This is a genomic window from Halomonas sp. BDJS001 (genome assembly GCF_026104355.1).
Lineage (GTDB): Bacteria > Pseudomonadota > Gammaproteobacteria > Pseudomonadales > Halomonadaceae > Vreelandella.
Map to the genome: position 1 here is coordinate 2205661 of NZ_CP110535.1, position 20823 is coordinate 2226483.

The following is a 20823-nucleotide window of genomic DNA, read 5'->3' on the forward strand; positions in this document are numbered from 1 at the left end:
GCGACGCTAAAGTAATGAGGGCTTACAGTTAATGGCATTAGAGTGTTGTCCTCTATAATGCTGCTCAAATTCTTTGGGTCTAAGCACCGTATGGCAATAGCCAGATTTTGGTCGGGGATGACAAGGGATTGGCTAACTTAGTGCTTAGCTAACTCGCGCAGTGACTGCTAGAGTCGAATACTCTGTGAAGATAAGGGGGGAGTGCAGGATGGTCTATGCGCGTTTATCCTGGTTATCTTTGCAATCGTCCAGGAGACCCCATGGATCCACTATCAGATGTACTCTCGCTCCTGAAACCGCGTAGCTATGTTTCCTCTGGTGTGGAAGCTGGAGGCGAATGGTCACTCCAATTCCCGCATCAGAATAAGCTACTCAAGTGTTATGCCGTGGTCTCCGGCGAATGTTGGTTGGCTGTGGATGGTGTTCCTGATGCTGTAAATCTGCAGAAGGGCGACTGTTTCGTTCTACCGAGCGGACGGCCTTTTCGATTGGCGAGTGATATGTCGCTGCCGCCAGAGCCCTCCAGCAATTATTTCCCCCCACCACGTCCTGGCGCCGTCGTAAAGGTTAACGGCGGCGGCGATTTCTTTATCGTGGGCAGTCGGTTCGGCGTCAGCGGGGGGTATGCCGGTCTGCTAATGGACATGTTGCCGCCCATCGTTCACATCCGCAACGAGACTGAGCAGGCAGCATTACGGTGGTCTGTGGAAAGAATGATGAAGGAGTTACACGACCCAGAGCCCGGTGGCTTCCTGATTGCCCAGCACCTCGCTCATATGATGCTGGTTCAGGCGTTAAGGCTACATATGATGGAAGGCGTAATGAACGACGGGGGGTGGCTTGTGGGCGTAGCGGACAAACAGTTGGGGCCGGCCATTAATGCCATCCACGCCGACCCTGCGCACCGCTGGACGCTGCAGTCGCTGGCAGAGTGTGCCTGCATGTCGCGCTCGGCTTTCGCTCAGAAGTTTAAGGAAACAATCGGAGCCTCGCCCATGGAGTACGTGACGCGTTGGCGCATGCTACTGGCGGGAGAGAGACTGGAGAACTCTCAGGATCCTGTTTCCGTTATCTCACTATCACTCGGGTACGAATCCGAAAGCGCGTTCAGCACTGCGTTCAAACGGGTCATGGGCGTTTCGCCGCGACAGTATAGTCGTGGCGCCAACCTAGCGTAGATCGATGAAAGTCATGAAAATAGCATCATGGCCCTCCAGCACTTTTTCAAAAACTTGTAAAAGGAACAGGTACCGCAATGGTTTGCCCATCCTGTTAGTGATTTTACCCGTATAACAAACCATATTTACCAGGATGTGAGGTACACACAGTCTTGCTTTCTCGGCGGAAAGCAACAAGCTTGCGCCACCCTTTAGATGGAGAAAGCATCATGGTAGTGTTCAGCTTAAAAGCCCTAAGAAGAATGGACGGCACTGGCTTAGGGACTCGCTTTGCTTTTTTGTTGGCATGCGCCGCTGCGCTGCTTGGCTCGTTGGTCTGCATTCCTGCATATTCGAGCGGCGTCGACCAAATCCCTTCCACCGAAGGAAGAACGTACGTGGTTCCTTACGAAGTTGCCGAGGCTCAGTTCATGCCGCTTTACCCTGATAATCCAAACAGCCCTCAGATCTCGGTGCTGTGGGGGAATCCTCAGACTGGTTCATCGGCAGCGCTGTTTCGGTTCCCTCAGAATTATGGAGGTCGCTTCCACAGTCATAGCGCGGCTTACCACCTGTCGCTTATAGAGGGGACTATGAAGCACTGGGATGAAGGGCAACGTGAAGCAGACGTGTCGATTCAGACAGTGGGCGCCTATTGGTATCAGCCTGGAGACCAGTTGCACTCTGACAATTGCTTATCAGAGTTCTGTGTCGCCTTCGTGGTCTTCGATGGTGCGATCGACTCACACTACGCCGACTAGCATCTTTAAAGGGGTCGGCCGAGAGGTTATCCGGAGTGGCTCAGCCGATCCATTTTTTCCAAGTCGGAGCGTTCCGCCGGGTTGTAGATCATCAGTTTGAGATCAGGCCGTCCGTCAATCGCAAAGGATGAAAACTCGAAGGTGATTTCTCCCACCACTGCGTGGAAAATTGTCTTCGATCCTTCCCCGGCGGTATGCACATCATTTTCTCTCCACATGCGCGTGAAATCTGTACTTTTGCTTGAAATTTCCGCCACGAGTTCAGCAGATCGCGGATTCTCGCCCATACGTGCGGTTTCTGCGCGAAAGGTTGCCACTAGAAACCGTGCCACTGCCTCCCAGTCGTTTTGGGCCGCGCGTGTCGCCGGATCAAGGAACATAAGCCTCAATATGTTTCGTTGATCGGGAGGTAGTGCCGCGTAATCCGTGAGCGCTAGTTGAGCTGCTCGGTTCCAGCCAACAATGTCCCATGTTGAGGTTGCGACAGTCGCTGGGATCATAGGCATAGCGTCGAGAAAGCGTTGCAGTCGCCCCGAGATACCCTCTTGCACAGAGGAGTGGGCTTTTGGCGGGTGACCGATGCCGACCAAGAATAGATGCTCGCGCTCGGCTTCGGTCAGCATCAGCGCTTTAGCAAGGCTTTCGAGTACGCGCACTGATGGTGCGCCCCCACGTCCCTGTTCGAGCCACGTATACCATGTTGTGCTGATATGGGCTCGCTGAGCGACTTCTTCGCGCCGAAGGCCAGGTGTTCTTCTGCGCCCTCCGAAACCAAGCGCTAGCGCATCAAGTCGCTGTCGCCGATCCTTTAAGAAAGCACCAAGGCTATTGGAGTCGCAAGGTGGAGCCAGCGTGTTAGTCATTATACACCTATAAAGCCACCTATTTATCTGGATAAAGATTGATCGATATTCTCTCCCCTGACAAGCATTCATTGACAGGAAGGGGAAGCGTTATGAAGGTTTTTGTGACTGGTGCTACAGGCTTTGTCGGCACAGCCGTTACGAGGGAACTGCTTGTCAATGGCCATCAAGTTCTGGGGTTGGCCCGCTCCGATCAAAGTGCGGATAAACTCAGGCAGCTAGGAGCTGAAGCACTTCGTGGTGATCTTGAAATGCCTAGATCGCTCCGCCAGGGGGCGATGGCGTCAGAGGCGGTCATCCATACAGGTTTCATCCATGATTTCTCACGTTTTGCAGAAGCCTGTGATATAGACCGTGCAGCTATCGAGACACTCGGTGCGGCTATTGAAAATACCCAAAAGCCTTTGATCGTCACGGCTGGGGTTGCCTTCATTGAAGCCGCGGGCTCCATCACGGTCGAGAATGATCCAGCATTTCCGCCGTCAGCCACCTATCCCCGTGCTTCAGAGGCGGTCGCAAGGACTCTCTCTGATCAGGGCGTCTTGACGAGCGTTATGCGACTACCCCCCTCGGTGCATGGGATGGGCGACCATGGCTTCGTTCCGATACTTATCGACATCGCCCGGCAGAAGGGCGTATCAGCCTATATTGGGAAGGGTGAAAATGCTTGGCCTGCGGTGCATGTACACGATGCCGCTCGCGCTTTTTGCCTTGCTGTAGAACGGGGCTCGCGCAATGAGATATATCACGCGGTGGCTGAACAAGGCATTCCATTCCGACAGATTGCAGAAGCGATTGCGATTGACCTCGACGTTCCCTGCGTGTCGTTGACTATGGATGAGGCACGCGATCATTTCGGCTGGTTTTTGGGCTTTGCGAGTATAGATCAGCCTACATCCAGTGCTGTGACGCGCACCATCCTAGGGTGGTGCCCTACTGGGCCAGATCTTCTGACCGATCTAATGGAAACCGATTATTTTTAGTCGAAATAGGCGGAGGCTGGAAAAGGTAGCACGTCTGTTGGTGATATTTATTCACTAGGTCATGCGGCATATAGGTATTTATCCCAACAGTTAAAAACAACAGAATAAATATCTCTTCAGAACCCGTCAGGAGCTCCTTTATGAAGCCAGGAATTATAGTTGGCACTTTATTACTTGCGATCGCTGTTGCTACTCAGGCAAGCGAGCCTTTACTGCCTGCTTCCGAACCCAATCAGGTTGCCGGAACGTGGCGCATGGTATCAGCCACATTAGAAAACGATGGGATTACCGAGCTTCCTTATGGTGAGAATCCACAGGGCATGCTGGTTTTCACTACTGACATGCACTTCGTCGAGGTATTAACCAATGGGGACACCGAACGTTTTGAGTCAAATACACGTGGCGGTGGCACTGATGAAGAGAATAGCCGTGCCATGGCTTCGAGTATTGGTTTCTTCGGTAGTTATACCGTCGATGAGCAGGGGCGCTTCACCGGTAATTACGTAGAAGGTTCTACGTTCCCTAACTGGGTGGGCAGTGAGAGAAGCTCGCGGGAGCTTCAACTGAGAGTGGAAGGCGATCGGATGTACGAAACGTTCACTCGCCCTGGTGGAGGGCGAGTCAGTGCAGAGTTTATGCGCGTTCAATAGTGCACACGAAGCCTTAGCAAAGCGCAATCGTCGGCTAGTTGATAGGCTTTTAAGGAGAGAGTAGGGCTATCACCCTTTGGTTGCAGGTAGCTGGATCTTAATGCCAAAACCACGACCCTCAAGCCCGACGTTGCATCTTAACTGTCCGCCATGCGAAGCGACAACGCGTTCGACCAGCGCTAGGCCCATGCCAATACCCTGAGTGCGATGACCATTTTCAGCGCGGTAGAAGCGCTCGAACACTCGCTCGTAATTACCATCGGGAATGCCGGGGCCATTGTCGGCAACGCTTAAGGTCGCCATTCGAGCATGTCCTTCATCTTCGACCCAAGTTTCCAGCCGTACACGCGTTCCCGGGCCTCCATGACGTAAGGCATTGTCGAGCAGGTTGCGAACCAGTATGCCGAGGTCATCAATGTCACCATGTACCGGCGCGTGACCTCCTGCGACTTCGATGGATTGGTCACTGCGTAACGCAACCAACTCGAACTCGTCGGCCACCATCCCCGCAATCATTGCCAGATCCACATCCTGCGCGCGCGCGGCTGAACCGCCGGACTCCACCCGCGCGGTATCAAGCAGTTGTTGCGCCAGTCGCGAGGTGCGCTCGATACCTGCGATGAGATGATCAAGCGCTTCGCCCGCTTCTTCTTGGTCGCTAGCGTGCTGTAGCACTTGTGCCTGGGTCAGCAGCGCTGCCAAGGGCGTGCGTAATTCGTGGGCGGCCTCACCGATAAACTCGCGTTCATGCTGAAGCGCCTGCGCCAATCGAGCCATCAATTGGTTGAACGAACGCACCAGCGGCGTGAATTCGTTTGGTAATCCATGTTCGGGCAACGGTGCCAGATCAAGAGGGGCACGGGTTGCGAGCGACTTGCTGACGCGCAGCACTGGTCTCAGCGACCAGTGGATCACCAGCCATATCGCGACACCGATACCGAACAGGAGCAACAGTGCTGTGAGTAGGGTCGGGCCGAGCCAGCGCATCAATTCCGCCCGGATGGCCGATGTCGGCACGCCTACCTGCACCTGCACTCGTCGGTCGGCGTCGCTGACGGCGAATACGCGCCAGGGCACGCCAGCAACGGTGGCATCGGCAAAGCCATCAACGAAGTCCGGCGCCATCGGGTACGCTGGTGCCGGACGCGACGACATCAATCGTCGCCCCGTACCATGCTCCCAGGCTTGGAAACCGAGCGCGCCGAACTTGCCTTCCGCGGGCAGCGTCTCACCGCTGAGCAGAAATTGCTGCTGTTGGCCTGCGGTGGCGATATCCGCTGGCAGCGACTGCAGTATCTGCTCGGCAATATTGCGCAGCATGCCATCTATCTCGCCACCCTGGCGCTCCAGCACGTTGACGTACTGAATGGCGAATCCGATAGCCCAAGTAGAGAGCAGCACTGTGGCCAGCGCAACCAGCAATCGTGTGCGTAGCGCGCGCATTAGTGTTCATCCCCGAGGCGATAGCCGAACCCGAGCTCTGTTACCACTACGCCATCACCAAGCTTGCGCCTTAGTTGGTGTACGAAGACCGCAACGGTGTTGCTGCCGATCTCCGTATCGTCACCGTAGAGCCGATCCTGCAATTGATCACGACTGAGAACACGGCCACGAGACTCGAACAGTGCCAGCAGTAGACGGAACTCGTGCGCACTGAGGCTAATACGCTGACCTTCACGGGTCACAACCCGCGCAGCGGGATCGATCTCGACATCACGCCACCGCAACACGGGGGTGACTGCGCCACGACTGCGGCGCAGCACCGCACGTAGCCGTGCCAGCATTTCGTCGCGCTGAAACGGCTTGACGATGTAGTCGTCAGCACCAACGTCCAGCCCGCGGACGCGGTCGCTCAACTGATCGCGTGCGGTAATGATCAGCACCGGCGTCGGGTCGTAGCGACTGCGCATCGAGGACAGCACCTCCAATCCTGAGCCGCCCGGCAGCCCGAGATCAAGTAGAACTGCGACGAATGCGTGGTCGACCAGTGCTGTACGCGCGGATGCAACGTCTTTGCAATGCACAACGCGCCAGCCTTCCTGGCCAAGGGCGGATGACAGCGCACGACCCAGCATGTGGTCGTCTTCAACAAGGAGGATCGCATCCATAGCGGGCAGCTCGATTGATAAGGAGAGTCAGCGATATTCCTACATCGATATTAATAGCGGATTAAGGCCTGTATTTAAAAGCTGATAGGTGGCCGTACTTATTCATTTACTTAATGATGTAGGAAGAACGAGTTAGCCTACCCGGCCATTTAGTCGGCTGTTACCTCGCGAATGTTGTCGAGAAGGTCTGGAAAATAGGGATTCCAGGTCAGGCGAGCATGATATTCGCCCGTTGCGCTTTGCCCCCATCCCCGAACCAGAGATCTTCAGGGTTATCGGGGCGGGGTATATCATCCTGACCATTTTCATACATTATGTAGCTCCCTGCTTCACCGTAATAGGCATTTTCAGGAGCAAACAGCACATTCATATGGGAGAAAGTGCTGATGCGCCGTTCGGGTAGGTGACTAACAAGGACGGTGACTCGGGGATCATCAAGGTTTTGCGGTGTATCACCGTACCAAACGAAGCGTGATTTGTTATGAGGAAAGCGATCTTGAAAGGCAGTGAGTGTCGCATTGGGGTCAAGGACACTATCATGTTGACTCATCGTCATTAGGACAGGTTTGTTAAAGCGTGCGGTGTCGAGATTTTTTTGTACTCTGCTGACCGAGCGATAATAGAGGGAGGCCCCTTGCGTGGGCAGGGACTGGTAGGTGGCGATATTGTCTTCGTCATCGATATTAAGCCAGTCCCAGAAGTAAGAAATGGCTGGGGTGAGAAACAGATAGTTGGTATCAGGATAAAACCCCGGAGAAAACAGCAGTATCCCCTCGATATTGTCATCTGTGTACGCATGGGAAGTGACCAGATTACCGCCAGTTGAGAAACCGCCGAGCCAAAGTTCGTCGACCTCCTCTGCCAGCAGGTTGGCGTGATGGGCAATGATATTTTCCCAATCCTTACTGTTAGCTAGCATCAAATCGGCAGGTCGGGTGCCGTGCCCAGGCAACAGGATGGAGCGAACCAGCCAGCCGTCATTCGCCATGGCAGTCGCGATATCAATAAAATACCACGGGCTTGCGCCCAGTCCGTGAACTAACAAGATACCGCGCTGCGCCGGTTCAGCGGGACGGATTTCAAACGGCGTATTCAGCTCTATTTCAAGGTCGTGGTTTTCACCGATAAAAGCGCGATGATCGGCAATCCACGCACGGGTTTCGCGCACATATTGATCAAAACTCTCCTGCTCATAGGGAGGCAGGTTTTCTGACGGTTGAAACTGCGGGGAATTCGGCGGCACGGTACAAGAGGCCAGCAAGAGAAGGGACAGTAGGATATTAAGGCGGCGAAACATGAAACACTCCATCTTTAAGGAGCTTGCGTCTTAAAACATGCATGACAACCTCCTACGTGAGTTCAGCTGTGTGCTTGCACGGATTATTGATCGAGAAATCGCGTTTCATGCTGATAGGCTTCCACGATCTCGGCGAGTATCGAGACGGCTAGCATGGATGCATCTCGCATTGATGGGATCAACCCAACGGGGCCGCGGATTCGACTGATCTGATTCTCAGTAAAACCAGCGTGAACACGAAGACTGTCGCAGCGACGGGCATGAGTTGCCTTGCTTCCAATAGCGCCGATATAGAAGGCGGATCCTTCAAGCGCTTGAGCAAGGAGCTTTTCCTCCCAATCGACATCATGAAAGGCTAGGAGAAAGGCAGTCCAGGGATCATCGTCCAATTCTGGCAGCGTTGAAGGCACCGTCAACTTGGTAACGTCGTTGATGCCTTGTCGCTGAGCTTCTTGGATGTCTGTGCCATCACGGAGTTGCAGCTCGGTTTGAATACCACTTGCCATTGCAAGTCGGGCTAGCGCTAAACTGTCGGCACCTCGTCCGGCGATGCGCAGACGTAGCTTGGGTGTGTATGGAAAAGACAATACACTTGCGGCTGTCGGTTGCCCCAGTTGGAGGTCTCCAGTTTCCGTGAGATTGAGTGTGACTTTCAGGCGAGAAGCGAGCCGATAATGGCACGCACTTAGGATATCGGCCTTTGCACTTGGAAGGACGCAAATCTCAATGGCACCTCCACAGGGGAGGGGCAAATCCATAAAAGGCGAGCCATTGCCGTATCTAAGCCATGCTGTTTGGCCAGAGCGAAGCGCTTCTCGCGCATTATTAACGACATCTGCATCGATACAGCCGCCTGAGATATAGCCGCAACTTTCGCCAGTGTCGGACACGGCCATCAGAGCACCCGGCATGCGCACCGAGCCGCCTTCTGTCGATGTCACTATAACAAGAGCCACTTTGCTTTTCTGAGACCAAGAGATCCACTGCCCAAGAACATCCTGAGCATGTTCAAAATACATAGTCGACATTCCCTTATAGATATGCAATGAGAGCACTTTACTATGGCTGAGCTGTAATAGTGTGTCGTACTTGTATCAGTTTGTCTCAGCGCTAAAACCGCGCATTTGCTCAAATATTTAAAGGTGAAATAGACTTTATTTAATTATATTTGGCTTGAATGTCACATTTGGCGACAAAACGTCGAAAAAATTGGCATATCGCGGGTATATCTATCCCATAACATTCTCTTATTCGCCTCAGAGCTGAAGCCCTTAAATGGTTCTGGGCGGATATAAGGTAGTTATTAATACCAAGCAGGAGCGGCACGCTTAATTATCGGTGGCCACTTTAATTGTTTGGATTAACTTAAAATTATTGTTGCTTAAAACACGTTTTAGTCAGGAGGAGTGAATCATGAAAATGTTAAACGCAACGCTGGTTATTACATTCATGCTTGTCTCTCATGCAGCGTTTGCTGAGCGGGGGGCGACTAAATATAACAGAGTTACCAATGTCGACGCGATAGCCATGCATCAAGACCATGAAGCACGGGAATTGACTCCGTCTGACCTGACCAATAGAAACCCTTAAAAGGTTTTGACAGCTTGCGATATCGGATAAAGCTGCCAAGTAGGCCGAGAGCAAGCTGCACAGCGACTAATGTGTGCTCAACCAGCGACGTTCCTAAAACGACATTAATAACGGATTAAGTCTTCTACTTAAAGCCTGTTTGGAGCGCGGCGGCAGCTGGAAAGCGTCTTTTCTGAGAGATCACCTTCGCCTTGATTGCCTTAAACGCAAATTAATCTCACCGGTAAATGCTACGACAACAGCTACTTTCGACCAAGAACTAAAGACGCCTATGTGGCGTGCTTTAACTCAGGATGCGATCTCAATGAGCAGAACCACACCTACGGCGTCACGACGCCCGCACCTACTGAAAACGCTATTCAATCTCCGCCGTGAGGAGATTGCTCCTGTGCTGATTGCAGCGCTGTTCTTCTTTTGTGTGTTGACCGCATTGATGTTGTTACGTCCTGTACGTGATGTGCTGGGAATGGAGCGCGGTATCGAGAACATACGTTGGCTGTTTATTGGCACCGCAGTGGTAACACTGGCGGTGAATCCACTGTTCGGCTGGCTGGTCAGCCGCTTGAAGCGCCTGCAGTTTATTGGGGCGACCTACGGATTCTTCGTGCTGAGCTTGGTGGCCTTCTGGGCAATGCTGATGTTTGCGCCCGCCGCTGTGGGACAGCGCAGCGGACAGGTGTTTTTTGTCTGGTTCAGTGTGTTCAATCTGTTCGTCACCATGGTGTTCTGGGCGTTGCTCGCGGATCGCTTCACGAGCGATCAGGGCAAACGATTCTTCGCTTTGATCTCGGTCGGCGGCACCCTCGGCGCGATTTTTGGCCCATGGCTTACGTCTCAATTAGCTCTGCCATTAGGTACGCCCAGCCTGCTGCTTGTTGCCGGTGGCTTCTTGCTGCTCGCTCTCACTTTGGCATGGCTGCTGGTGCGTGTGGCACCCGATCAAGCCAGCGCTGACACAACCACCGTCGGATTCATTAGCGAATATGAACGTATCGGTGGCAGCGCTTGGGCAGGGCTACGTGCAGTTTTCCGTTCTCGCTATCTGACCGGTATTGCCGGTTACATCCTGCTAATGACGGTGCTCGCAACATTTATCTACTTCACCCGCCTGCAGATGGTGGCAGCAGTATCAGACAACATGGACGTGCGTGCGGAAATACTAGGCAACATCGATATGTGGACGCAGGTAGCGGTGCTGGTTCTGCAACTTACTCTGACCGGGAAAATCATCCAACGTTACGGCTTAGGTGTGGCGCTGGCGATCCTGCCGGTAGCCACCGCGCTGGGTTTTATCGGGTTGGCGATATACGGATCGTTTTTGGTGCTAATCCTACTTGAGGCCACTACGCGTGCGCTCCAACGGGGCGTTACCCGGCCAGCGCGAGAGGCGCTATTTACCGTGGTCGATCGTGAGGACAAGTACAAGGCCAAGGCCTTCGTGGATACCTTTATCTACCGTGCTGGCGATGTTGTTGGTGCTCAAACTGAAGGCGCACTTGGGCGACTGGGGCTGGCCATAGGGGGATTGGTCAGTGTGGTGGTACCTCTTGCGTTGGCTTGGGCCGCACTGGGTTTCTGGCTGGGTCGCACGCAGGCCGGTCGTGTGGCCCTGCCGCCCACTACCCCTGTGCTTTCAGGCGAGTACAGCGGCCTTGATCAGCCGATAGAGAAGAGCGTGAGCTCTTCAGTGCCAGAGACGCGAGCACGTGTTGCTCAAACTCAAGCCAAGCCGTGGCTATGAGAATTACACAATGAATATATCAGCACGAATTAGGGACGGCCCGCTGCTGAAGCATGATCAAAATGGCGTAGAGCGCCTCTTGCTGAGGTTGAGCAGGCGTTACTTATCTACCGATGTATACCCCTGATCTAAATGAGGAAATAAGAATGTCTAATGTGTTACGAACTCGTCTCACTGTCCTTATTGTGCTGTTGATTTGTGTATTCTTCGCGGGTGGCGCGCTGGCACAGACCCAGCCCAAACCTGATTGGAGTCTGGCCGATATGCCCTCCCAGGAGGGGCGTATTTTCCTGGTTACCGGTGGAACCAGTGGCATGGGGTATGAAGACGCAAAGGCGCTCGCGGCTGCGGGAGCGCAGGTGGTGATCGCGGCGCGCAATCCCGAGCGTGGGCAGGAGGCAATTGACCAGATAAAAGAGGAGGTGCCTGACGCACAGGTGACCTTTGAACCCTTCGACCTAGCCGATCTCGCCTCGGTTCATGCCCTGGGCCAACGCCTTAGCACCTCACTTCCCCGGCTGGATGGTCTGATCAACAACGCGGCCATTATGGCCCCACCAGAACGCGGTGTATCTGCTGAGGGGTTCGAGCTGCAGTTCGCCATCAATTATGCTGGGCACTTCGTTTTGACCGCAGAGCTATTACCGCTGTTACGCAAGAGCGATTCTCCTCGGGTTGTCACCCTGTCCAGCATTGCCGCTCACTTAGGCAGTATCAATTTCGATGACCTGCAGTCCACCCAGGGCTACGAGCCGATGGCGGCCTATGCCCAGTCAAAACTGGCGGATCTAATGTTCTCTTTTGAGCTGCAGCGACGCAGCGATGCTGCAGGCTGGGGTATCCAAAGCATGGCTGCTCATCCCGGCGTTGCGGTAACTGAACTGGTTGCCCGCGGCCCCGGACTGGATAGCGAGCAGGGGCAACGGTGGGCTGCCAACCGTGAACACTACCAGACGGCGGCACAGGGGGCGTTACCAACACTGTATGCTGCTACCTCTCCCGAAGCGCAAGGGGGCACATACTACGGACCGACCGGAGAGCGTGAAGTTAGCGGTCCGCTTGGCCTAGCGACCGTTCCTCCTGCGGCCAACGATGCTGAGGCCGCTGCCCGCCTATGGGCGATCACCGAAGAGATGACTGACACATATTATCCATAACGTGACCGTTAACTCATCCTCGCTATACCCATCTGCCCTTCATCCTGTTGGTTAACAATGGATTAGCGGTGACCGTTTGAAGCGTGTGATATGGCAGGGGTGAGTTGCCGATTGCCAGTCAATTTTTCCTTGTCGCCGTAGGCAATATTCCTGTGCATGCGGCGGCACTAGGTAATGTCAGCAGGAGAGTCAGTATGAAACGCATTTTTTTTAGAAACAGAGCCATCGAACTGGCTGGAAATATCCATTTACCCAACGGTTTCGACGCAACCAAGAGCTATGCTGCACTCGTTCTAGCCACGCCTGGGAGTAGTGTAAAGGAGCAGGTCGGCGCGATCTACGCAATGAAGATGGCGGATCAAGGGTTTGTAACCCTTACCTTCGACCCGTCTTATCAAGGGGAAAGTGGCGGGGAGCCCCGCAATCTTGAGGATCCATCTGTTCGCGTTGAGGACATTCGCTGCGCTGTGGATTTTCTGATGACGCTGCCTTTCATAGACGAGCTACGCGTTGGGCTGCTGGGAATTTGCGCCGGAGGTGGGTATGCGGTTAACGCTGCACTTACCGACAGGCGCTTCAAAGCGATTGGAACGGTTGTGGCTAATGATATAGGCCGGGCGTTTCGTGAGATGCAGACAAGGGATGAACTCTTCAAAACGCTGGAAGAAGTAGGCACGCAACGTACAGAGGAGGTGCGGGGTGCCGAGCTTAGGTTTGATCCCTGGATTCCTGACAGCATGAAAGTGGCAGAGGCCGTTGGCATTACGGATCCGGAATTACTAGAAGCTGTCACATTTTACCGGGAGTCGCGCTTTCGCCACCCCAACGCCAGCAATCGTTTGCTCTTCACCAGTTACATCCACCTGCTCGGCTTTGATGCCTTTAACTTGGTACCTGAACTGTTAACGCAGCCGCTTCAAGTGATTGTTGGAGGACGCCGCGGCAACACTGGTCAATACGAGAATGGTAAATCGTTGTTTGATCTTTCACCGGCCACTGAGAAGGATTTTTTTATCGTTGAAGGGGCTAGTCATTACGACTTGTACTACAAGTCCGATTACGTCAATCAAGCCATAGAACGGCTCACGCAGTTCTATTCGAAGCATCTGCATTCCAAGTACGACATATCGCTGATGCCGAAAGCCTTAAACGCAAATTAATCTCGCCATTCAATACTGCTCCATACGGCACTGCCTATGAACTGAGTTAGGCACTTCACTGATCTTACTTCTATTTAATGCGAGGCTCGGCCCATGACCAACTGGACTGCTTCTGACATTCCCCCTCAACGTGGCCGTACCGTGGTCGTTACTGGTACAGGTGGGCTTGGGTTTGAAGCCGCATTGGCGCTTGCTCGCGCTGGCGCAAACGTCATTCTTGCAGGGCGAAACGTATCGAAAGGGGCGACGGCCATTGATCGGATTCGTCACGACGTTGCCAACGCGAATGTGTGGTTTGAGGCGTTAGATCTCGCTAATCTCGATTCCATTGCAGCATTTGGTGAACATTTACACGCCTCATTTGACAGCATCGATCTCCTTATCAATAACGCAGGGGTTATGGCGCCCCCAGATCGGAAAATGACGGCCGATCAGTTCGAACTCCAGTTTGGCACGAACTATCTTGGCCACTTCGCTTTGACGGCTCAGCTATTGCCGCTGCTGTGCAAGGGAAATCAACCACGTGTCGTCACTCTTTCAAGCGTCGCCGCTCGTAGCGGTACAATTGACTTCGACGATTTGCAGTCCGAGCGTAGCTATAAACCAATGGTTGCCTACGGTCAGTCAAAACTGGCTTGCCTGATGTTTGCTCTCGAATTGCAACGACGCAGTGACGCCGCAGGTTGGGGTATCCAGAGTATCGCTGCACACCCCGGTGTTTCACGCACCGACCTGTTGCCCAATGGCGCTGGTGCAAAAAGTGCCGTGGGTATCGTCCGTCGTTACCTTTGGTTCCTGTTTCAGCCAGCAGCGCAGGGAGCGTTACCGACACTTTTTTCCGCCACGTCACCGCACGCGCAGGGTGGTGCCTATTACGGCCCTAATAGACTGGGTGAAACCAGAGGCTATCCTTCCGCGGCAAAACTTCCTCCACAATCACTGGATATAGAGGTTGCAAGCAGGCTATGGGAGGCGTCGGAACGATTGACGGGAGTGCTGTTTTCCCTGGAGAAAGTTCAGCATTCCAGCGTCGCTGATAATCGAAGTATAAGTCTTCCCTACCACTGATCACTACTGAAACGATAGCTGAACGCCGTACGCGAAACGTTCTATCTACCTCTGCGGTGTGAAGAGGGGCTCGCAGTAGTTTGTGACAGGAGAGCATAGCCTATGAACTTCGATCCAGTTAGTACCGCTACCGCATGGCTCAGTGCCTATGGCTTGATCGCACTTTTCGCTATCACGTTTGCGGAGCGTTTCGTGCCGGTAATACCTTCCTATGGATTACTGCTTACTGTTGGGATTGCCGCAGCGGAAGGAACTTGGTCACCGTCAATTGCCTTCCTTGTGACTGTTACGGGTAATACCTTAGGGGCCACTCTCTGCTTTTACGTTTTTAGAGGGCTTGGTGAACCACGCTCTATGAGGTTTCTCTGCAGGTTAGGGCGCCTCTTCGGCATGTCTGCTGATCGCATCACTCAATGGATTGCATCTTTCGGCGAAACCAGACCGTACTGGCCTTTGCACTTCAACTCGTGCCTACCATCAGGCTATTCGCTCCTGCCTTTGCGGCTCTTCTACGCAGTCACTCAGGGAGTTTCCTGATGGCCTCGGCTGCTGGCATCGTAATTTGGAACGGCCTATTTATTAGCATCGGTTACTCTGCTTCCTATTGGTCAGCTGCTGAAAATACGACGGCTCTCATCCTGGTGGCACTCGGTTTTCTGTTGTGTTTAGAAATTGTCCTGTTTTGGCTTATGCGAAGGGTATCAGGTCGGAGGAGTGTCATTAGGAGCACCAAAAGCGCGCATGCAACCGACTTGTTTCCGTCTATAACTTGCGCTCAGGAGCATCGGTTATGAAGCAGTGCACGGCTACGAATGAATCATTGAGTTTTTTCTTGGCATGGGCCCGGAACCCTCTACTTGTCGCTTCCGTTATACCCTCCGGAAGCGCCCTAGCAGGACTTATCACTTCTGAAATCTCGCACGCAACGGGGCCCGTGATAGAGCTTGGGCCGGGAACCGGGGTATTTACGCGCGCATTGATTGAACGTGGTGTTAAACAAGAGGATCTTACGCTGATTGAATCGATGCCTGAGTTTGCGGTTGCACTCAGTATTCTCTATCCGCAGGCCCAGATACTGAGAATGGACGCCACTCGTCTTCGGATGGTCGACCTTTTTAATGGGAAGCTTGCCGGTGCGGTCATTAGCGGCCTGCCGTTACTTTCCATGTCGCCACGTAAAGTGGTCGCGGTTCTGTCGGGGGCGTTTCGTAAGATGGGGCCAGAGGGCGTGTTCTATCAGTTCACCTATGGCGCTCGATGCCCCGTTTCACAGCGGATCCAGCATCATCTTGGAATCAAAGCGGAACGGCTAGGCCGCACGTTAGCCAATTTTCCTCCTGCGACGGTCTACCGTTTTCGTCGGATCTCTTCTATATATTAGCGATAATCGGTGCTTGGGGGGATGTTGAGTAGATATGAGTGACTACTAGTTTTAACAGTATTGTCAGCAGATGAGCTAGGTCTGTTGCTAAGGGGCACAGGTTTTTGTTATGCCGTCATCGGGACTTTATAAGTCCCGATGGTTTTTTCACAGCCCCAAACGCAAGAGCGTGTAGGCTCGCTTAGTCTCTATTCAAGAAATCCATCACTACTTCATTCAGCGCTTCGGGGCACTCTTCAGGCAACCAGTGACCGCCACCAGGGATAACGATGCCTGTCACGTCGCTGGCGTAATGCCGCATCATATCAATCTGATACTGCCCCATACCGCCATGATCTCCACCGCCAATTGCAAGTGCAGGAATAGTGACCTTTGTTTTGGCCAATTCGTTATTATCTTTTACGCCTTGATTGAGCACCCGGTAGTACTCGAAAGCGGCATTAAGGCTGTGTGGTTTGGCATATGAATGAGCATACAGGTCAAGAAGCTCCGACGTGAATACCTCCCTATTGGTAGCATGAACTTTGATAAAGTGTTCAAAGAAGATGCGCTCTTTACCCGAGACCAGCTTTTCTGCCAACTGGTGCTCTGCGGCGAAGAAACTGAAATGCCATACCAATGATTCACCTTCGGGGGTAAAAGCGGGGAACGAGTAAATGCTGTCGCCAGGGATCGGAGCCTCCATGTAGATAACACGACGAATAGCGTCCTGATGCTTCACCAGCATAGGGTAGGTATTCCAGATGCCAATATCATGGGCAACCAGATCAAACCTCTGATTACCACTGAACTGTTTGGCGAGCTTATAGAGCAGCACTGCAATATCTGTGGCTCTATAGGAGGGTGGGACAGCCGACTGGCCCAGTCCCGGGAGGTCTGGCGCAACAACGGTGAAGCTTTTTGCTAGCACGGGCATCAGTTGGTGCCACTCAAACCAGGTTTGACCAAAACCATGCACCAGATAAACGAGTGGGCCAGATCCGCCTTTAACGTAATGGAGTTTAACGCCATCAATGGTCTGATACCCACTAGTGAACCCCTCAGGGATCGGGAATTCATCGGCGGGAGAAGTCGATGAAGTACTTAGATAAGCATTGCTATGATGTTGGGACACGGATTAATCCTCAATTAGTGGCATGTTGGAAGGGTCGGCGGAGAAGCCGAGGGTTACTGCTAGGTTGGTAAAAAAGGTTTAACGATTGGCTTAGTGACCAATAGAAGGGGTAGCTGTGGTGCGTTGCCCGGGTCGGAAACCATGTGTGCTGGCCGACCATGCGATCGCCAGTCCTACTAAGAGCAACAAGGTAAGAGCAAATGGAAATGAGCCAGCTCCCCATGTTTCCAGCAGAAAACCTCCCAATAATCCACCGCCAGCGATAGCGCTGTTCCAGGCGACTACATTCATGGAAAGTGCTACATCAGAGCCGCTACCGGCAGTGTCCGCAAGCGCCGTTTGTAGTAGCGTTGCCGCACCACCGAAGGTAATGCCCCAGATAGCGACGCCCAGGTAAACGACAAGAGGATTCAACGTGCCCAAACCGAACACCAACGTCGTTAGGGCAAATGCTGCCAAGCTTGCCAGTACGGTTGCACGCAGAAAGCGTTCCACCAGTTTCCCGGTTAGCCAGATACCGAAGAGGGCCGCCGCACCAAACGCCAGCAAAACAAGATCAATACGATCGGTAAGTCCCGCAGGAGCCACAAAGGGTGCAATGTAGGTATAGAGAATGTTGTGAGCGAGCATCCACGCGATAACAACCGCCAGTACCGGTTTCACGCCAGGCGTCGTAAACACTTTCAGCAATGGCATACGTTCGTGAGTGGGCTGACCGGGGTAATCAGGTACTTTGGCGAGTACCCATATAATCAAGACGAGCGCCAAGGCTGACATAATCCAGAACGCCGCGCGCCAGCCAATAACGGAACCCATAAAGGTTCCAAGAGGGACGCCCAAGGAGAGAGCAATTGGCGTTCCTACCATTGCCACTGCCAAGGCACGACCCTGCTGATGAGGCGCCACCATTCGTCTTGCGTACCCAGCAAGCAGGCTCCAGGCAAGTCCCGCCGCAACCCCGGCGAAAAAGCGAGCGGCTAGCGTTAACCAGATATTAGTGGAGAGCGCTGTAGCTGAATTGAAAATAAGAAAACCAATAATGGTTATTAATAATACGTTGCGGCGCCGCCATCCGCGGGTGGCAATTGTGAGCGGGATGGCGGCTAACAGGGATCCCAGCGCATAGGCTGTCACCATTTGACCCGCGAGTGATGGGCTAATGTCAAAGCCCTGGCTGATTTGTGGTAATAAGCCCGCTGGCATTGTTTCTGTGACAATGCAGATAAAGCCCGTCATGGCCAAGGCCAGCAGCCCAGCGAGTGGGAGTCGATCAGGTTCAGCTAATTCTGCCTGTGCGGATAAATAGCTCACAACAAAGATCCTTTTTAAGGGTTAAGTAATTTCTGGGCTGCGGTTCAGTGCTGCGATACCCAGCAATTTGCTACATATGTACTGATCGGTATAAATCTAGGTGTGTTAGGAGTGCCTTGTCAAGGATTTATATACCGAATAGTATATTAATTGGGTGGATAATTTAGGGAGTTCGATATGGCAACGATGGGGCGACCGCGAACCTTTGATCGTGACAAGGCAGTGGAAGAGGCGATGCACATTTTTTGGCAGAACGGCTATGAATCTACGTCGTTAAGCCAATTAAAGGCGGGTATCGGCAGCGGTATCTCTGCCCCTAGTTTCTACGCAGCCTTTGGTTCCAAGGAAGCGTTGTTTCAGGAGTGCGCACAACGTTATTTGTCCACCTATGCGCTCGTTACAGAATCCTTATGGGAGGCGGAGCTTGATCCCCGCGACGCCATTGAAGTGACTCTACGGCGTTCCGCTAAGATGCAGTGTGAGCGTGGGCACCCCAAAGGCTGCATGGTGGGGTTGAGTGTCATTAGCACACCCTCGGATTCGAATGCCGCAGTGATCGCTCCATTAACACGTTCCCGGGCAAGAACCCGCGCAGGTATCATGGCTTGCGTGAAACGCGGTATCGAGAACGGTGAGCTAAGGGCTGACACCAATGTGCAAGCATTATCCACGGTGTTTGATTCTTTTTTATTGGGACTTTCCACACTGGCTCGAGACGGTGTTCGTCACTCTGAGCTAGACGCTGCCATCACCCAAGTGATGCTAGTGTGGGATGCATCGAGAACCAAGGGATAGCGCTATCGAGAAAAAAAAGCTCAGAGCAGGTTTATTTAGAAAATACTGCCATTCCTATTTTTGATGCGGTAGAACGCCTTTGTGTATAGCTGGGTCACGAAGTGGGTAATGCAGAAGTGGATATCGAAGAGTTACAGACATTTGTGGAAGTTGCTGAGGCTGGGGGGATTTCGCCGGCTGCACGCCGGCTCGGCGTATCGAAGTCGATCGTTAGCCGAAGGCTTTTCCGGCTTGAAGCGGAACTTGGGATTCAACTTTTAGCACGCACCACTCGCGGCTCTGCTCTCACCGAAGCCGGAATCACGTTCCGCGACTATGCAGCCAGAGCTTGCGCCGAAATTGATGTGGCCAGGGAAACGATCCTTCCCGCTGGAGACCTACGTGGTCGGTTGCGGGTATCTGCGCCGCTCTCTTTTGGTGCCAGCCACTTCGCACCGGTGATAGCAGAAATGGCACGTCGACACCCGTACCTTCACATTCACACTTATTATAGTGATCATGTCGTCGACCTGATCGCAGCAGGTTATGACTGCGCTATACGGCTTGGCTATCTTGAGGATTCCAGCTTGATAGCAAGGCGGGTAGGAACTATTTATGGAACGGTTGTTGCGAGTCCAGATTATATTAAAGCCCACGGTGCGCCGGAAACTCCAGACGAGCTCCTTGACCATCAGACCCTACTGCAGGGCACCGAAGCCTGGCAATTCATGGATGGCAACAAGATCATTACTGTTCGGTCGCAAGGGCGTTTCAAGGCCGATAATGGTATAGCGCTGGTCGCAGCTGCCGTGGCTGGGCTTGGTGTCGGTATGCTTCCCAGTGGGCTTATTAAGGACTATGTAGTTTCTGGTGCGCTCGTTCCGGTTATGACTCGCTATCCCGTGCGCCCTGGCGGTGCCTATGTTATCCGCCCGCCAGGGCACCATCCCGCCCGAAAAGTACGGGTTCTTACTGAACTGCTTATCGAATATTTCGAACATAACCTGCATTTTGCGGAGCTAAATCACTAAACATCATGCGATAAGCCTTATGCAGACTGTCTACGACGAGAGGTGACATCACTATAAAGTTTTCGCCAGGTTTGCGGCGATAAGCCTGTTTCGCGTTTAAATACCCGGCACAGGTGCGATTGGTCGCAAAAACCGTACCTCAGAGCTATATCACTTAGGGAGCACTCCGAGCAGAGCATATATTGTCCTGCAGCCTCGACTCGTCTTGCAGTTACATACATCAGCGGCGTTATTCCCATGGTCTTTTTGAACAAGTGCGAAAAATAGCTGGTGCTCAGGCCCAATAGCGATGCGAGTTCGTTTGTCCGGATGCATCGGCCCAGGTGCTGATCTATAAAGTCATTGATACGAGCAACTTGCCACCGAGCTAACCTACCGGGGGCTCTGTCCTGTGAAGGTTTGCTATCACTGTCAGCGGTAAGCAAGGAGATTGCCCGAAGCAACTGCCTCGCAGCGGCGTCAGGGTTTAGATGAATAACTCTTTCCGTCTCTATTAGCAGTGTCAGTATTAGCCTGGTCTGTTTCAAGTAGTCGGCCCTTCAGAGTTGGTTTTGTTTAATGGCTTTGAAGTCGTCGATAACCCATCGGTTTCTACTAGACATCGTCAGAGGTGCCGTTGCCTCTGGCTAGTACTATGCATGTTCACATGTTTGATTCGGTAGTAGCGTCCGCTGATT

At 53.0% G+C, this 20823-nt stretch carries 20 protein-coding genes; 12 read left to right on the forward strand and 8 right to left on the reverse strand.

The window, feature by feature from the left end; genetic code table 11:
* The first annotated feature begins 260 nt into the window (after positions 1-260).
* Both OM794_RS10080 and OM794_RS10085 read left to right on the forward strand, forming a co-directional pair.
* Positions 261-1178, forward strand: coding sequence for an AraC family transcriptional regulator (locus OM794_RS10080; protein WP_226249387.1), 918 nt, complete (start codon positions 261-263; stop codon positions 1176-1178).
* Between the two features lie 209 nt (positions 1179-1387).
* Entirely contained in the window at positions 1388-1918 is a 531-nt protein-coding gene (locus tag OM794_RS10085) for a cupin domain-containing protein (protein ID WP_226249386.1), read from the forward strand.
* Between the two features lie 26 nt (positions 1919-1944).
* On the opposite strand, the gene OM794_RS10090 is transcribed toward OM794_RS10085, so the two are convergent.
* Complete coding sequence (locus OM794_RS10090) at positions 1945-2853, reverse strand: helix-turn-helix transcriptional regulator (RefSeq protein ID WP_320442905.1); 909 nt, start codon at positions 2851-2853, stop codon at positions 1945-1947.
* A gap of 20 nt (positions 2854-2873) precedes the next feature.
* On the opposite strand from OM794_RS10090, the gene OM794_RS10095 reads away from it, so the two are divergent.
* Together OM794_RS10095 and OM794_RS10100 are read left to right on the forward strand one after the other, a co-directional pair.
* Positions 2874-3764 (forward strand): SDR family oxidoreductase, encoded by an 891-nt coding sequence (locus OM794_RS10095; RefSeq protein ID WP_226249384.1) that lies wholly within the window; start codon positions 2874-2876, stop codon positions 3762-3764.
* A gap of 140 nt (positions 3765-3904) precedes the next feature.
* Entirely contained in the window at positions 3905-4414 is a 510-nt protein-coding gene (locus OM794_RS10100) for a lipocalin-like domain-containing protein (protein WP_226249383.1), read from the forward strand.
* Positions 4415-4483: 69 nt separating this feature from the next.
* Here OM794_RS10100 and OM794_RS10105 read toward each other — a convergent pair whose 3' ends face one another.
* The 4 genes from OM794_RS10105 to OM794_RS10120 all read right to left on the reverse strand — a co-directional run bounded on the left by OM794_RS10105 (position 4484) and on the right by OM794_RS10120 (position 8838).
* Positions 4484-5857 (reverse strand): ATP-binding protein, encoded by a 1374-nt coding sequence (locus OM794_RS10105; protein ID WP_226249382.1) that lies wholly within the window; start codon positions 5855-5857, stop codon positions 4484-4486.
* A complete protein-coding gene (locus OM794_RS10110) occupies positions 5857-6522 on the reverse strand; it encodes a response regulator transcription factor (RefSeq protein ID WP_226249381.1) in 666 nt (221 codons plus the stop codon). Before OM794_RS10110 ends, OM794_RS10105 begins: the two co-directional genes overlap by 1 nt.
* Positions 6523-6730: 208 nt before the next feature.
* Complete coding sequence (locus OM794_RS10115; protein WP_265154563.1) at positions 6731-7819, reverse strand: alpha/beta hydrolase; 1089 nt, start codon at positions 7817-7819, stop codon at positions 6731-6733.
* An 83-nt stretch (positions 7820-7902) separates the two neighbouring features.
* Positions 7903-8838, reverse strand: a complete 936-nt coding sequence (locus OM794_RS10120; protein WP_226249379.1) for an XdhC family protein — start codon at positions 8836-8838, stop codon at positions 7903-7905.
* 394 nt (positions 8839-9232) lie between these two features.
* Between OM794_RS10120 and OM794_RS10125 the strand changes: the two genes are divergently transcribed.
* The 6 genes from OM794_RS10125 to OM794_RS10150 all read left to right on the forward strand — a co-directional run bounded on the left by OM794_RS10125 (position 9233) and on the right by OM794_RS10150 (position 15916).
* Positions 9233-9409, forward strand: a complete 177-nt coding sequence (locus OM794_RS10125) for a hypothetical protein (RefSeq protein ID WP_226249378.1) — start codon at positions 9233-9235, stop codon at positions 9407-9409.
* Between the two features lie 304 nt (positions 9410-9713).
* Complete coding sequence (locus tag OM794_RS10130; protein ID WP_226249377.1) at positions 9714-11150, forward strand: NTP/NDP exchange transporter; 1437 nt, start codon at positions 9714-9716, stop codon at positions 11148-11150.
* A 146-nt stretch (positions 11151-11296) separates the two neighbouring features.
* Positions 11297-12307, forward strand: coding sequence for an SDR family oxidoreductase (locus OM794_RS10135; protein ID WP_226249376.1), 1011 nt, complete (start codon positions 11297-11299; stop codon positions 12305-12307).
* 194 nt (positions 12308-12501) lie between these two features.
* Complete coding sequence (locus OM794_RS10140; RefSeq protein ID WP_226249375.1) at positions 12502-13467, forward strand: alpha/beta hydrolase; 966 nt, start codon at positions 12502-12504, stop codon at positions 13465-13467.
* A gap of 93 nt (positions 13468-13560) precedes the next feature.
* On the forward strand, positions 13561-14535 hold the full coding sequence (locus OM794_RS10145; protein WP_265154565.1) for an oxidoreductase: 975 nt from the start codon (positions 13561-13563) through the stop codon (positions 14533-14535).
* A gap of 790 nt (positions 14536-15325) precedes the next feature.
* Entirely contained in the window at positions 15326-15916 is a 591-nt protein-coding gene (locus OM794_RS10150) for a class I SAM-dependent methyltransferase (RefSeq protein ID WP_265154567.1), read from the forward strand.
* Between the two features lie 181 nt (positions 15917-16097).
* Here the strand turns inward: OM794_RS10150 and OM794_RS10155 are convergent, their stop codons facing one another.
* The gene (locus OM794_RS10155; RefSeq protein ID WP_319001081.1) at positions 16098-17030 is read right to left on the reverse strand and encodes an alpha/beta hydrolase; all 933 of its coding nucleotides are present in this window, start codon (positions 17028-17030) and stop codon (positions 16098-16100) included.
* Between the two features lie 90 nt (positions 17031-17120).
* Positions 17121-18341: an MFS transporter gene (locus tag OM794_RS10160; protein WP_265154568.1), complete on the reverse strand. Its 1221-nt coding sequence runs from the start codon at positions 18339-18341 to the stop codon at positions 17121-17123.
* Between the two features lie 177 nt (positions 18342-18518).
* Here OM794_RS10160 and OM794_RS10165 point away from each other — a divergent pair, with 177 nt between their 5' ends.
* Together OM794_RS10165 and OM794_RS10170 are read left to right on the forward strand one after the other, a co-directional pair.
* The gene (locus OM794_RS10165; RefSeq protein WP_226249838.1) at positions 18519-19136 is read left to right on the forward strand and encodes a TetR/AcrR family transcriptional regulator; all 618 of its coding nucleotides are present in this window, start codon (positions 18519-18521) and stop codon (positions 19134-19136) included.
* Positions 19137-19252: 116 nt separating this feature from the next.
* On the forward strand, positions 19253-20146 hold the full coding sequence (locus OM794_RS10170; protein ID WP_226249839.1) for a LysR family transcriptional regulator: 894 nt from the start codon (positions 19253-19255) through the stop codon (positions 20144-20146).
* A gap of 17 nt (positions 20147-20163) precedes the next feature.
* Here the strand turns inward: OM794_RS10170 and OM794_RS23365 are convergent, their stop codons facing one another.
* Positions 20164-20673 carry a helix-turn-helix domain-containing protein gene (locus OM794_RS23365; RefSeq protein WP_413229669.1) on the reverse strand — a complete coding sequence of 170 codons (510 nt, stop codon included), beginning with the start codon at positions 20671-20673 and terminating at the stop codon, positions 20164-20166.
* Positions 20674-20823: the final 150 nt, after the last annotated feature.

What these genes read in the sequence shown, in the direction of transcription:
- OM794_RS10080 (WP_226249387.1), top strand. Translation starts at nt 261, where the DNA reads ATGGATCCACTATCAGATGTACTCTCGCTCCTGAAACCGCGTAGCTAT.
- OM794_RS10085 (WP_226249386.1), top strand. Translation starts at nt 1,388, where the DNA reads ATGGTAGTGTTCAGCTTAAAAGCCCTAAGAAGAATGGACGGCACTGGC.
- OM794_RS10090 (WP_320442905.1), bottom strand. Translation starts at nt 2,853, where the DNA reads ATGAATGCTTGTCAGGGGAGAGAATATCGATCAATCTTTATCCAGATA.
- OM794_RS10095 (WP_226249384.1), top strand. Translation starts at nt 2,874, where the DNA reads ATGAAGGTTTTTGTGACTGGTGCTACAGGCTTTGTCGGCACAGCCGTT.
- OM794_RS10100 (WP_226249383.1), top strand. Translation starts at nt 3,905, where the DNA reads ATGAAGCCAGGAATTATAGTTGGCACTTTATTACTTGCGATCGCTGTT.
- OM794_RS10105 (WP_226249382.1), bottom strand. Translation starts at nt 5,857, where the DNA reads ATGCGCGCGCTACGCACACGATTGCTGGTTGCGCTGGCCACAGTGCTG.
- OM794_RS10110 (WP_226249381.1), bottom strand. Translation starts at nt 6,522, where the DNA reads ATGGATGCGATCCTCCTTGTTGAAGACGACCACATGCTGGGTCGTGCG.
- OM794_RS10115 (WP_265154563.1), bottom strand. Translation starts at nt 7,819, where the DNA reads ATGTTTCGCCGCCTTAATATCCTACTGTCCCTTCTCTTGCTGGCCTCT.
- OM794_RS10120 (WP_226249379.1), bottom strand. Translation starts at nt 8,838, where the DNA reads ATGTATTTTGAACATGCTCAGGATGTTCTTGGGCAGTGGATCTCTTGG.
- OM794_RS10125 (WP_226249378.1), top strand. Translation starts at nt 9,233, where the DNA reads ATGAAAATGTTAAACGCAACGCTGGTTATTACATTCATGCTTGTCTCT.
- OM794_RS10130 (WP_226249377.1), top strand. Translation starts at nt 9,714, where the DNA reads ATGAGCAGAACCACACCTACGGCGTCACGACGCCCGCACCTACTGAAA.
- OM794_RS10135 (WP_226249376.1), top strand. Translation starts at nt 11,297, where the DNA reads ATGTCTAATGTGTTACGAACTCGTCTCACTGTCCTTATTGTGCTGTTG.
- OM794_RS10140 (WP_226249375.1), top strand. Translation starts at nt 12,502, where the DNA reads ATGAAACGCATTTTTTTTAGAAACAGAGCCATCGAACTGGCTGGAAAT.
- OM794_RS10145 (WP_265154565.1), top strand. Translation starts at nt 13,561, where the DNA reads ATGACCAACTGGACTGCTTCTGACATTCCCCCTCAACGTGGCCGTACC.
- OM794_RS10150 (WP_265154567.1), top strand. Translation starts at nt 15,326, where the DNA reads ATGAAGCAGTGCACGGCTACGAATGAATCATTGAGTTTTTTCTTGGCA.
- OM794_RS10165 (WP_226249838.1), top strand. Translation starts at nt 18,519, where the DNA reads ATGGCAACGATGGGGCGACCGCGAACCTTTGATCGTGACAAGGCAGTG.